11 protein-coding genes are annotated in these 12138 nt (G+C 63.3%); 5 read left to right on the top strand and 6 right to left on the bottom strand.

Annotated features, from left to right (window positions below; translation table 11 throughout):
• Positions 1 to 2: 2 nt before the first annotated feature.
• Positions 3 to 920, top strand: coding sequence for a DMT family transporter (locus BLT08_RS09415; RefSeq protein ID WP_090305431.1), 918 nt, complete (start codon positions 3 to 5; stop codon positions 918 to 920).
• A 45-nt stretch (positions 921 to 965) separates the two neighbouring features.
• On the opposite strand, the gene BLT08_RS09410 is transcribed toward BLT08_RS09415, so the two are convergent.
• Complete coding sequence (locus tag BLT08_RS09410; protein ID WP_090305428.1) at positions 966 to 1328, bottom strand: TRAM domain-containing protein; 363 nt, start codon at positions 1326 to 1328, stop codon at positions 966 to 968.
• 296 nt (positions 1329 to 1624) lie between these two features.
• Here BLT08_RS09410 and BLT08_RS09405 point away from each other — a divergent pair, with 296 nt between their 5' ends.
• On the top strand, positions 1625 to 1945 hold the full coding sequence (locus BLT08_RS09405) for a DdfA family disk-determining factor (protein WP_090305425.1): 321 nt from the start codon (positions 1625 to 1627) through the stop codon (positions 1943 to 1945).
• Between the two features lie 112 nt (positions 1946 to 2057).
• Here the strand turns inward: BLT08_RS09405 and tgtA are convergent, their stop codons facing one another.
• Complete coding sequence (gene tgtA / locus BLT08_RS09400; RefSeq protein ID WP_090305422.1) at positions 2058 to 3533, bottom strand: tRNA guanosine(15) transglycosylase TgtA; 1476 nt, start codon at positions 3531 to 3533, stop codon at positions 2058 to 2060.
• A 325-nt stretch (positions 3534 to 3858) separates the two neighbouring features.
• On the opposite strand from tgtA, the gene BLT08_RS09395 reads away from it, so the two are divergent.
• Positions 3859 to 5319 (top strand): hypothetical protein, encoded by a 1461-nt coding sequence (locus BLT08_RS09395; RefSeq protein WP_090305419.1) that lies wholly within the window; start codon positions 3859 to 3861, stop codon positions 5317 to 5319.
• A gap of 347 nt (positions 5320 to 5666) precedes the next feature.
• Complete coding sequence (locus BLT08_RS09390) at positions 5667 to 7010, top strand: hypothetical protein (protein WP_175529270.1); 1344 nt, start codon at positions 5667 to 5669, stop codon at positions 7008 to 7010.
• Positions 7011 to 7066: 56 nt separating this feature from the next.
• Here the strand turns inward: BLT08_RS09390 and BLT08_RS09385 are convergent, their stop codons facing one another.
• Complete coding sequence (locus tag BLT08_RS09385) at positions 7067 to 7621, bottom strand: NUDIX hydrolase (protein ID WP_090305413.1); 555 nt, start codon at positions 7619 to 7621, stop codon at positions 7067 to 7069.
• 177 nt (positions 7622 to 7798) lie between these two features.
• On the opposite strand from BLT08_RS09385, the gene BLT08_RS09380 reads away from it, so the two are divergent.
• A complete protein-coding gene (locus BLT08_RS09380) occupies positions 7799 to 8074 on the top strand; it encodes a PadR family transcriptional regulator (protein WP_006089028.1) in 276 nt (91 codons plus the stop codon).
• A 389-nt stretch (positions 8075 to 8463) separates the two neighbouring features.
• Here the strand turns inward: BLT08_RS09380 and BLT08_RS09370 are convergent, their stop codons facing one another.
• The 3 genes from BLT08_RS09370 to BLT08_RS09360 all read right to left on the bottom strand — a co-directional run bounded on the left by BLT08_RS09370 (position 8464) and on the right by BLT08_RS09360 (position 12085).
• Positions 8464 to 9786 carry a DUF4397 domain-containing protein gene (locus BLT08_RS09370; RefSeq protein ID WP_090305408.1) on the bottom strand — a complete coding sequence of 441 codons (1323 nt, stop codon included), beginning with the start codon at positions 9784 to 9786 and terminating at the stop codon, positions 8464 to 8466.
• Positions 9787 to 9944: 158 nt separating this feature from the next.
• Entirely contained in the window at positions 9945 to 10673 is a 729-nt protein-coding gene (locus BLT08_RS09365) for a profilin-fold protein (RefSeq protein WP_090305406.1), read from the bottom strand.
• 161 nt (positions 10674 to 10834) lie between these two features.
• A complete protein-coding gene (locus BLT08_RS09360; RefSeq protein ID WP_090305402.1) occupies positions 10835 to 12085 on the bottom strand; it encodes a polysaccharide deacetylase family protein in 1251 nt (416 codons plus the stop codon).
• Positions 12086 to 12138 lie beyond the last annotated feature (53 nt).

Genomic DNA, 12138 nt, shown 5'->3' with positions numbered 1-12138 from the left:
ATATGGTCCTCGAGGTGTCGGACTCGCTGCTCGGCGTGCTGTTGGCGAGCGTCGCCGCCGCGGGCTTTGCGGGGCAGTTTCTCTTCGCACGGCTCGGGACGGAGACCGGCGAGGTCACCGACGGAGTACTCGTCGTCTTAGGCTGTAACATCGCACTGCTCACGCCACCGGTGCTGGTACTGTACTCGCCGCCCTACGTCGATCTGTTCACGCCCTACTCGGTCGCCTCGTTCGGCGCGGCCGGCCTCGCCGGGATGTTCGTCGCCCGCTTACTGACGTTCAAGAGCATCCAGGAGATCGGCGCGAACCTCACCTCGCCCGTGATCGCCTCGAACGTCTTCTTCGCGACGGTGTTCGCCGTGGTCTTCCTCGAGGAGCGACTGACGGCCGTCCACTTCGCGGGAATCGTCCTGATCGTCGCGGGCATCGCCGTCGTCTCGTGGGAGACCGCGGCCGCCACGGGTCCCGAGCAGTCGATTCGGGAGACCGGCGCGACGCTCGTCGTCCCGCTGGTCGCCGCCGCCTGCATCGGAATCGAGCCGATCTTTATCTCGATGGGACTCGCCGCGGGAACGCCGACGCTGCCCGGAATCGTGGTCATGGCGGGTGTCGCGACTATCGGTTTCGTCGGCTACCTCCGGTTGACCGACTCGTTACGGCGGATACCGATCCGCGCCGCGTCCACCGGCTGGTTCGTCGCGGGCGGCGTCTCCACGACCGTCGGCTTCGTCGCCTACTTCGCGGCCCTCGAGATCGCCCCCGTGGTCGTCGTCATGCCCCTACTACAGCTGACGCCGCTGCTCGTGGTGGTTCTCTCGGTGCTGTTCCTGCCGCGACGCCTCGAGCGAGTTACCTGGCCGGTCGTCGTCGCGGCGCTGGTCGTCGTGGTCGGCGCGACGCTCGTCTCGCTGTCGGGCTGAGACCGATACGTGGTCCGGCAAAAGCGGATCGAACCGCGTCGCCGCTCAGGCTCGAGCGACGAACGTCGCCGTCGCGGAGGTGTGGCCGCGGTTGAACGAGAGGACTTTGATCTCGAGGACGTCGCCGACCGCGACGTCGTTCGGGAGATCCTCGACGAAGACGACGAACCCCTCGATCTTGCAGACGGCCTGTCGCTCGCCGGAGTGGTGTTCGGAGAACTCCTGGACGCCGACCTCCCGGACGTCGCCGATATCGACCGGGGGCTCGCGCTGCTGGGCGTCCTTGTGGCGTTCGTACGACTCCCGTTGTGCTGTCGACTGGCTCCCGCCCCGGAACCGCCTGACCAGCCACGAGCCGAACAGCACGACGACGATCAGACCGAGCACGAGCGACGTGACCCCGAGCATACGCGAACCAGCCGCCGCCGACACCTTTGCTGTTCTGATGTTCGATCGATCGGTGCCGACGCCGGTGGTCGTCCCAGATTAACGCGGCCGCCTCGACAGGTACTGCTCGCGACACCGTCGCGACGCTCGTTTGCCCGGTGGAGACCGTCGTAACGAGAATTTGAGGTGGACAAATGAATAGATACGAATCTTGAACCGGAACGAATGTTCGAAGTACGAAACTATCGCTCGAATAATTCAGTCACTGTCGCCGTATCGACGCTACCCTTTTATCCGCCGGTCCGTTTGGGTACGGCGTGAACAACACATTCATCGGTTCCACTGACAACGGGTTCGACGAGTCCGTGAGCATCGCCGTCGTCACCGCGGTTTCGACCCGACGCGATGTCTCTCCGACCGAACTCCCGCCGCTCTACGAGTGGATCGATCCCGACGCACTGGACGCGCTGTTCAAGCCGACGCGACGCGGCGGCCCGCGACGCGGCAAACTCGAGTTCACCTACGACGGCCACGACATCGCCATCGAGTGCGGCGACGGTCTCGAGATCACGGTCGACGGAACGCCGATGGCCGAACCGATGCCCGCCCAGACGTCGGGTCGACAGGCGACTCGGTGATCGACGGCTGAAGCGGACCGCCACGTCCGACGCCGTGCCCGCGAACTCGTGTCAGTCGGTGGCTCGACCGATGTTTTGCTATTTCTACCGTCCGTCAGCGGCACGCAGGCGGCTACTCCCGACTCAGATCGACGACGTCGACGGCATCCGCGACTCGCTCGAGGACCCCGTCGGGCCAGCCGCGGTGACCGAGGGTAATGTCGGCGTCCGGATTCGCCGCCGCGAGTCGAGCGACGCCGTCCGCTGCGGCCTCGAGCGCCGCGCGATCCGTTCGGTCGGGCACCTCGGCGGTGAGCGGGTAGCTCTTCGAGAGCGAGCGCGGGAACGGACCGAACGGCGGCTCGACGCGCCAGGAGTCGTCGAACTCGTCGCCGCGCGGGGAACTCCCTTCGGTGACGAGCAGCGAGTCGGGGACGGCGAGTCGCTCGAGGCGACGGTGGTGGCGCAGAACTTCGGGCCGCCGGGCGCTCTCGGCGGAGGTGTAGAAAAAGGAACCCTTGGAGACGGGGTCGCTCCGCTCGAGTTGGGCGGCGTGATCGAGCAGGGTGCGGTAGCCGTCGAGCATCGTCGGGTGGGCGCGAGCGCGCTGCTCGACGAGTTCGAGCAGGTTGCCGGCGCGGATGGCCTGCTTGATCCGGCGGATCTCCTCGAAAGTCACGTGGAGGTTGTGCGCGCCGAGTTCGGACTCGCGCTCGTCGTCGGGGAGCGCACGAAGGTCGTCGGGCGAGTGTTCGGTACAGACGGGACACGAACAGGGCAAGTAGTCGAGGTCGTCGAGGTGACGAGTGCCTCGAACCGTGAGGTAGCGGTCGTCGCGGGCGTAGAGCGCGTAGGCGGCGGAGTCGAATAGGTCACAGCCCATCGCGGCCGCGAGTGCGAACATCATGGGGTGGCCGGCGCCGAAGAGGTGGACCGGCGCGTCGGCACCCAGCCCGCGCTTGGCGGCGGCGACGACGTCGATCATGTCGTCGTAGCGGTAGTCGTTCATCAACGGAACGACCGCGCCGACGGGGAAGACGTCGAGCGAGGTGGAATCGGCGTGGCGACCGGCGGCCTCGCGGAGGTCCGGATACGTCGAGCCCTGAACCGGCGCCGACACGAGCATGTCACCCGTCTCGACGCCTTCGGCGAGTTCGAGACGTTCCTGGGTCGTCTCGAGTTCGGTCTCGGCGCGCTCGCGGTCGACGTCCGGCGGGGTCGGGATGTCGACGGGCGTGGCGATGTCGGAGCCGATCTCGCGTTGGAACTCGAGGATCTCTTCGGTCGTCACGCCGATGTCGCCGTACTCGGAGAGCTGGAATGAGCCCGAGTCAGTCATGATCGCGCCGGGGAACTCGAGTAAGTCGTGCAGGCCGTCCTCGAGGGCTCGCTCGCGAACGTCTTCGGTCTCGTGGATGATATACGAGTTCGTGATGAGAATTTCGGCCCCGAACTCCGTGGCGAGTCGACGGGGGGCGATCGTATCCAGATTCGGATTGATCACCGGCAGGAGCGCCGGTGTCTCGACGGTGACGTCTGCTCTCGGGACGGTGAGTTCGCCGATCCGCCCGGCGGCGTCGGTGTCCCGGACTTCGAAGCACTCGCGCATTGGTCGGCTGTTGGACCGTCCGACGTAAGTCATGACGGTTTTCGACGGCCGGCTGTCGGGGAGTTGTAATTCGATCGTCTCCTGACATACGAACGGATAGGAAGAAGGCGTCTCACGGTTGGTTACGATAAGATGGTGGCGAGCGCAGGCACAAGGGAAATTTCTCAGCGACCGGTAGCCAGACCCGCATCAATACTGTCCTTTCAGACGACAGGATGAACCACGGATTAGGGACTGTTGCACGGTTTCAAACTGTGACTTTACCCGAGACAATCTCGTAACAGTCGCCTCGTTTTAGCCGTCATCCGCCAGTAGCATCGAGTGCATGGATTCACGATCGCAGAAACTCGGTGTAGTGTTCGTCGCGCTGATGGTCGCCCTTTCAGGGGGCCCCGCCCTCGCGGGCGCAACATCAGGAGCGACCGACGACGGCGCAGAAATGAGTGTAACGCTTCAGGATACTGAGGTCGAAACGCTCGAACTCGACAACGTTACCATCGAGAATGCGACGATCGAAGAGCTGAACGTCGAGGAACTCGACGCTGACACGCAAGCGCTCGAGGACGAACTCGACGAAGCTGACGACGACGCGGCTGACGACGAAGACGACGACACTGACGAGGCAGCAACCGACGCTGCAATTCAGGACGATGACGACGCCGCGGCTGACGACGACGAAGCGGATGACGTCGGCGTCGACGACGACGCTGACGAGGAAGCAGTGACGATCTCGGACATCGAGATCGAGCACCTCGAACTCGAGGACGTCTCCATCGAGGACCTCGAAGTCGGTGAGGACGAGGAACTCGAGGACGCTGACGCGGACGACGAGGATGACGCCCTCGACGACGACGCCGACGAGGCGGAAACTGACGCAGTCATCCAGGACGACGATGACGACGTCGGTGTCGACGACGAGGACGATGACGTCGGCGTCGACGACGAAGACGAGATGGACGATGAGGCCGACGACGAGCTCGACTTCATCGACGAGGACGCTGACGAGGTCACCGTCGAAGAGCTCACCATCGAAACCATGGATGTCGAAACGCTGACCATCGACGAGCTGACCGTCGGTGAAGACGCTGACGACGCCATGGATGAAGACGACGAGATGGACGACGCTGATGCTGACGATGCCGACGCTGACGACGAAGACGAGGCAGAAACTAACGCCGCCATCCAGGACGACAATGACGACGATGTCGGCGTCGACGACGAAGATGATGAGGCTGACGACGAAGACGAGATGGACGACGCTGACGACGCCGAAGCCGAAGAGATCGACGAACTCACCATCGAGCAGTTCGACGTTGACGAGATCACCGTCGACTCGATGACGGTCGAGACGGTCGAGGAAGCTGACGACGAGGAGGCAGACGATGAGGCTGACGACGCCGAAGCTGACGACGACGATGACCTCCTCAACGACGATGACGACGAGGCAGCGACCGACGCTGCAATCCAAGACGACGATGACGACGACGTCGGCCTCGACGACGAAGACGACGAGGCTGACGACGACGCACTCGACGAGGACGACGACGCTGACGAGGAGACCATCGCACACGTCTCCGCATCCACGATCGACGTCGGTGACGCAACCGCCGAGACCCTGACGTTCGGCGACGCTGCCGACCTCGAGGACATCGACGACGAGGAAGCCGATGACGACGAGATGGACGACGACGAGGAAGACGATGACCTCCTCGACGACGATGAAGACGAGGATGACGAGAACGACGAAGAGGAGGATGACGACGGAATCCTCGGCGTCCTGAACTGATCGACGCGACGTAACACGCCGGTCAGCGCGGTGCTGACCGCGTTATCGGTTGCCGTTCTTTTTGTGACCACGTTCGCTCGAGAGAGTGTTCTATACCCGTCTCAGCGATTCGAACCGTCGACCGGACCCGGTAACGATTCGTTCTTCGCCGAGTGAGATAAGCCGGTGGCGATCGCAGGCAGAAGGCCGATTTCGGCCGATTGACGCCCGCTGAAGACCGTCATCGAACCGATAACGATGAACGCGAGATTAGCGCTCTCGTCGTGATTGCTAACTGTGCGTTTCTCCGGGACAACGCCGTAACAGTCGGCTCGTTTTAGCCGTCACTGGACGGTAACAGCGAGTGCATGAGTTCACGATTGCAGACAGTCGGTGTGGTGTTCGTGGCGCTGCTGGTCGCCCTCTCGGGGGGTCCCGCCCTCGCTGGCGCATCCGCAGGGGCGAACGACGACGCCGGAGACACGAGCGCATCACTCGAAAACGTACAGGTCGAAACCCTCGACCTCGAGGACGTCACCGTCGAGAACGCGACGATCGAAGAGTTGAACGTCGATCAGTTCGACGTCGACGACGAGGCACTCGAGGAGGAGATCGACGAGGCTGACGACGAAGACGAGGCGAACGAGAGCGAGGAGAACGGTGCTGACGACAATGACGAAGAAACGGAGACCGGCGCAGCCATCCAGCAGGACGAGGAGGAGGCTGACGACGAGATGGACGACGACGCCGACACCGATGAGCAGGTGACGATCTCCGATATCGAGATCGAGCAACTCGAACTCGAGAACGTTTCGTTCACCGATCTCGAACTCGACGGCGAGCCGGTTGCGGATGCCGACGAGGACGAAGCGGTTGACGAAGACGAGGCTGAGGACGACGCGAACGCTGACGAGGACGACGAGGCGGAAACCGCTGCTGCCGTCCAGGACGATGAAGACGAGACCGACGAGGACGCTGCCGGCGTCGACGAGGAAGACGACGAAACTGACGAGAACGGCGAAGCCGACTTCCTCGATGAGGACACTGACTCACTCACCGTCCAGGAGCTCACCATCGAGTCCATGGACGTCGAACAGATGACGGTCGACGACCTCGAGATCGAGGAGGACGACGGCATCATCGATCAGGTCAGCGACTTCTTCGGCGGTCTCCTCGATGGCGACGACGAGGACGATGAGGCTGACGAAGACGAGACCGATGCCGATGATGAAGACGAGACCGACGCCAACGACGAAGACGAAGAAACTGACGACGCGAACGGCGACGAAGTCGAATCCCTCACCATCGAGCAGTTCGACGTCGAAAGCGTCTCGATCGACTCGATGACGATCGACTCGCTCGAGGAAGCTGACGACGAGAACGGCGCTGCCGACGACCAGAACGACGAGGCAGCGACCGACGCAGCAATCCAGGACGACGATGCTAACGACGAGGACGAGATGGACGATGAGGCCGACGACGAAGCGACTGACGAAGAAGACGAGGTCGTCGTCTCCGAGGCCTCCGCGTCGGCGATGTCGGTCGACACCATGAACGCCGATACCGTTACCCTCGGCGATACGGCCGATCTCGAGGACGTCGCTGACGACGAGGACGACGAAATGGAAGACGACGAAGCGGACACGGACACCGATGACGACGCCGACGAAGACGAGAACGACGAACAGCCCTCGGTCGCAGTACTGAACTGAGGACCGACCGTGACCGCCGATCGGTCGACCGACCGATCGCACTCCGTTGCGATTTTTTAGGGCACCGCCTCGAACAGCTGATAGTACGAGACGGCGAGCACCGTCCGCCCGTCGCGGATTTCGCCCTCACGGATGGCCTCGAGCAACTCCCCGTAGGGCCGTCGGGTCACTCGGATACTCTCGTTGTGGTCGAGCCGTTGTTCGGCCGTCGGTCGACAGCTGTGGGCGACGAAGAAGTGTAACACCGAATCAGCGATGCCGTTTGCCGGCTCGACGGTCACCAGCGGCTCGAGTCGCTCGGCCTCGTGGCCGGTTTCTTCGGCGAGTTCGCGTCGGGCCGCCGCCTCGAGGTCGTCGTCAGCCGGTTCGGTCCCGCCCACGGGGAGACCGCGGTTGATCCGACCGACGGCCTGGCGCCACTCCTCGATGCAGACGACGTCGCCGTCGGGGGCGAACGGGAGCACGCAGACGCTCGCCGGCTCGGAGAGGTAGTCGAACTCGGTTTCGATGCCATCTGGCAGCTGAACGGTCTCGTTAACGACGTCGAAGCCCGGGCAGGAATAGGCTACCTGGCGATCTCGGGTCTCCCACGCGAGCGGATCCGGAGGCATACCGGGCTGTACGGCGGTAACCGTCAAAAACGCCGCGTCACGCTGGTACCGTCGTCGCTGCGTGCGGCGTGACGCACAGCAGCGGTCCTACGCGGTGCGTTCCGGACGCTCCGACGATCGTACCTGCTCTATAACAAAGCCACAGATCGGTGAACGTCGTCATTCAGAGGGTGATCCATGGATCAGTTAACTGGCTTCCAACGTGACTTGCTGTACGTGATCGCAGGTAAAGACCGTCCGTCCGGACAGGAGATACTCGACGACATCAATCGGTACATCGATCAGCCGGTCACCCACGGCCGGCTGTATCCCAATCTCGACACGCTGGTCGAGAAGGAACTCGTCGAGAAAGGCCAACTCGATCGGCGGACGAACTACTACGCACTGACCCCGAAGGGGCGACGTGTCCTGCAGCGCCGTCAGGAGTGGGTCGACCAGTACGTCGACGTCTAACACTCCTGGCTCTTCTCGAGCGTATCGTGTGCTGCAGCCCGACGAGCCACGGCTACGTCGTACTCGCCGAGTCCGCGATCTCGTATCGGTCGGCGACCCGCGGCCAGCGGCAGGAAGCCAGTCTGCCGGCCGTTCCGGCCGCGGCGTCCGTGAACGGTCCGTGTCGCTTCCCGACCGACCATCTGTCAAAAGCGTCGTTCGCGCCCGCACAGCGAATTCCTACGGCAGGAGAGTGCTCCTGTCGGAGTGGTGCGACGAACGATCCGCTGTCACCGGGTGCAGGAGTCTGAACAGTGGCTGTTCGTGCGTGCGATGGCCGACCTCAAACGGCGAATCGCGCTCCAAAAATGACCGCTCGAACCGGGGTTCCCCGGAAAGATCGTCCGTGATCAGTCGTCGGCCGTCACCGGCTCTTCTTCCTCGTGCTCGTCGTCATCGTCGTAGTCGTCGTACCCGTCATCATCGTCATCGCCGTACTCGTCCTCATCGTCGTCGTAGTCGTCGTCATCGTCGTAGTCGTCGTCATCGCCGTTTTCGACTTCTTCTTCGTCCGGTTCCGCTTCGTCGGGCGCCTCGTCGTGGTCGGTGTCTTCTTCTTCGCGACCGTCGACGGCGACGCGCAGCTCGAAGGGTCGGTCGTCATCGTCGTCCTCGGCCTCGAAGTAGCCGATTGCAAACGCCGTGTACACCGTGTCGTCCTCGAGCTCGACGTCGATGGAGACGAGGGGTTCGGCCTGATCGATGACTTCGTCTTCGTCGTCCTCATCGAGATCATCCTCGTCGTCTAGTTCGAGGTCATCGTCCTCGTCTTCGTCGTCCTCATCATCCAGGTCGGGGCCATCGTCATCGTCCTCCTGGATGGACGCTGCGGTGTCCGGCTGTTCGGTTTCCTCGTCGTCTTCGTCGAACTCCGCGTCGAACTCGTTCTCGCCGGCTTCGAACAACTCGAGCGTCTGCTCTCCGGGCTCGAACGAAACGTAGCCAGACGGCTCGCCGAAGCCGACGTCCTCGTAGAGCGGGAGTCCCTGGTCGTCCGTGATGTCGAGCACGGGCGCGTCGGGGGAGGCGTGGACCAGTCGAAGCTGTGACGTGCCTTCCTGTTCGACCTCTTCTCGGTCGAGCAGCAGGAGGACGTCGAACGTTCCGGGTCCGTCTTCGTCGTCTTCCTCGGCAACTGCCTCGTCTTCTTCAGCAGCCGCGTCGTCTTCCTCGGGCGCCTCGTCGTCGAGGACGTCTTCGTCGTCGTCCGGCTCGACGTCGTCAGTGTCGTCGAACTCGTCGTCCTGGATGGCCGAGGCGGTTTCCGCCCCTTCCAGCTCGTCGTCAGCGTCGTCACCTTCGATTTCGCCGATCGCCGCGGCCGTGTAGTAATCCGTGTCGACAGGGAGGGTATCCTCGTAGACCGGTTCATCGTCGCCGGCAGCCGTGATCGTCAGGTTGTAGGTTCCCGGTGCGATCTCCAGATACGGCGAGAGTTCGTCGTACGCGAGGTCTGTGAGGATCTGCTCGTCGTCGACGTAGACGTCGACGTTTGGGGCGTCCGGTGAGAAGTGACCGACGCGAATCGCTCCCACCTCTTCGTCGTCCGGTACCTCGTCGGCGTCTCGCTCGTCGTCTTCGTGCTCGTTGATGGCAAGTGCAGTTCCGCTTAGTGCCGAACCGCCACCAACTATACCGATCGCCTTGATTGTCGAGCGTCGTGATAGAGTCATGCTACGACTAAACCGGCGGGCGAAATGGGGAAAAACCGGTCAGTCAGTTACCCTGATTGTCGACGCGTTTACTCTACAGGGATCGGTGTAGAACGCTCGTAACGGATCGAAACGTCCTCCTACAGCGCAGGTAGCGGCTCCGAACACCGAGACGCTTTTCAGTCTTCGCCGAGCGACAGCTGTGACAGATCCGCCTCGAGCTCGTCGACGTGCTCGTTGAACGCCTCGACGAACGCACCGACGTCGCCGGCGAGCCGACGGACTTCGGGTGCGGACGGTGGACCGTACTGCGAGAGAAGGTACGTCCCGTCCGAGCCGCCGACTCGGAGATAGGAGACCGTGTCGCCGTCCCACTTGAGTTCCCAACGCGTTCCCGACACCGTCGTGGAGTAGGTACCGTACTCGCCCTCGTACCGGTACAGCTCGCCAGCCATCGCGGTCCCAACCTCACGAATTCGCTGAACGATCCGGTCGCGTTCGGCGACCAGTTCCGCCGTCGACTCGACCTCGGGAAACTCGTCGGGCACGTCCGCGAGCAGGCCGTCGAACGACCGAACGTACTCGTTGTAGGCCGCGACGAAGTTCCCGTAGTCGGCCATCGCCGTCTCGAGCGGGCCGGGTTCGGGCGGCTGCTTGCTCGAGACGACGTACGTCTCGGACCCCGATTTGGGGTCGAATCGCAGGTACTGGACGTCGCCGGCTTCGTACTTGACCGTCCAGCTACCGCCGTCCGTGTCGAACTCCTCCTGGCCGTAGTCGCCACCCTGTAAGACGGCGAGTTCGCGCGCGATCTGGCCGGCGTGCGTCCGGACGCGAGCAGCCAGTTCGTCGCGCCGTTCGGCGACCTCGTCCATGCCGTCGACGTCCGCGTCGAGTCCCTCGGTCATTACCCGAAGGTGGTGCTGGACGTCAATACCCGTTGCGCCTCGCGACTCTCGAGACCGAAACACCGCGGCCCAGTGTGTCTCGTTCGTAGACTCGTTCTCGAGGGGCTCGGTCGCCGATGTGAGCGCTTGCGGACCGGTAGTCCGTCAGCGATGGACCCCGGCTACTCGCCGTCGAACACGTACTCGGTCTCGAGGTCGTCCGGCATGATGACCTCGAGTTCACCCTCGTCGACGTAGTCCTCGAGGAGATCCATCGTCTCCTCGAGCCGATCGACCGTGTCGTCCTCTTCGAGCGAGTAGTAACAGAGCGTGGTGATCCCGCCGAGTTTCGCCGTTCGCTCGAGGTCCTCCTCGGCGTCTTCGACGTCTGGGTTGAGGAGGCGGGGATAGCGAGCCGCGTTGACGACGTGGCCCTGCACGGGATGGTGTCCGGCAAACCCGACGTCGTAAGTGTCTGCGACGAGATCGAGGGTGTCCTCGTCGTACTGGCCGGCCGGATACGAGAAGTAGCGGGCCCCGTTCTCGTAGCCCTCGTCTTCGAGCCACTCCTGTGCATCGACGAGCTGAGCGGCCTGATCGTCTTCGTCGTAGTTGTCGAGTATCTGTCCGTTCGCCGCGTAGCTCGCGATCATGCAGCCAGCGTCGTCGAGTTCCTCGACCTGATCCTCGGTGAGATAGTCGCCTTCGGCGTCGTCGTCCTCGCGGACCAAATCCGTCGGAACGAACACCGTGGCGGGGAAGTCGTACGCCTCGAGAATCGGCAGCCCCTCCGACTCGATCGACTCGTGACCGCCGTCGAACTGGAGCATCACCTGCCCGTCCTCGGGTCTGGGGACCGCGTAGAGATCGTCGAGCAACAGTCTGTCTTCGGAGTCCTCAGCGGAGAGAAACGCGATGTGAATGTCGGTGATTTCGGTTAGCTCAACGCCGCTGTCCATCCTCGCGACGCCGAAGTTACAGCGCTGCAGGCCGCCGGGATGGATCGTCGCGCGGTAGTCGATCACATTACCATCGTCGTCGAACAGCTGGATTATCGGCGTAATCGTCTCCTCGCTCGCGACGGCCAGCCCGAGATTCACGGTCGAGCAGTTGACGGGTTCGGGAAGTTCGCGGACGATCCGGGCCTGCTGGTCGTCTGCGTCGGTCTCGAGCAGCACGGACTGATCTCCTGCCACGGCCTGATCAGATTCGGCGGACATGGAGCCGCTGACCACCGTCCACGCGCCGAGATCGTCGAAATCGTCGAGCGTCCCGTCCTCGTCGGGTCCCTCGAGTTCCGGCGGCCCGTCGTCGGTGGTCTCATCGTCGTCGTCCGCCTCCTCGTCGGTGTCGGAACCACCGAGTCCGATGCAGCCTGCTACGGTCGCTGCAGTCGCCCCCGTTGCCGTCGCGAGATAGGTCCGGCGTTTCATGCGGATACGGTTAGTGCGGACGGGGGATTGTTATCCACCGAACAGCCCCGCTA

The sequence above is a fragment of the Natronorubrum texcoconense genome (assembly GCF_900100335.1).
Lineage (GTDB): Archaea > Halobacteriota > Halobacteria > Halobacteriales > Natrialbaceae > Natronorubrum > Natronorubrum texcoconense.
This window is presented reverse-complemented; position numbering and strand designations above follow the sequence as displayed.

Excerpts from the sequence above, each read along its gene's own strand:
- BLT08_RS09415 (WP_090305431.1), top strand. The coding sequence starts at position 3 with ATGGTCCTCGAGGTGTCGGACTCGCTGCTCGGCGTGCTGTTGGCGAGC.
- BLT08_RS09410 (WP_090305428.1), bottom strand. The coding sequence starts at position 1,328 with ATGCTCGGGGTCACGTCGCTCGTGCTCGGTCTGATCGTCGTCGTGCTG.
- tgtA (WP_090305422.1), bottom strand. The coding sequence starts at position 3,533 with ATGCGCGAGTGCTTCGAAGTCCGGGACACCGACGCCGCCGGGCGGATC.
- BLT08_RS09395 (WP_090305419.1), top strand. The coding sequence starts at position 3,859 with ATGGATTCACGATCGCAGAAACTCGGTGTAGTGTTCGTCGCGCTGATG.
- BLT08_RS09390 (WP_175529270.1), top strand. The coding sequence starts at position 5,667 with ATGAGTTCACGATTGCAGACAGTCGGTGTGGTGTTCGTGGCGCTGCTG.
- BLT08_RS09385 (WP_090305413.1), bottom strand. The coding sequence starts at position 7,621 with ATGCCTCCGGATCCGCTCGCGTGGGAGACCCGAGATCGCCAGGTAGCC.
- BLT08_RS09380 (WP_006089028.1), top strand. The coding sequence starts at position 7,799 with ATGGATCAGTTAACTGGCTTCCAACGTGACTTGCTGTACGTGATCGCA.
- BLT08_RS09370 (WP_090305408.1), bottom strand. The coding sequence starts at position 9,786 with ATGACTCTATCACGACGCTCGACAATCAAGGCGATCGGTATAGTTGGT.
- BLT08_RS09365 (WP_090305406.1), bottom strand. The coding sequence starts at position 10,673 with ATGACCGAGGGACTCGACGCGGACGTCGACGGCATGGACGAGGTCGCC.
- BLT08_RS09360 (WP_090305402.1), bottom strand. The coding sequence starts at position 12,085 with ATGAAACGCCGGACCTATCTCGCGACGGCAACGGGGGCGACTGCAGCG.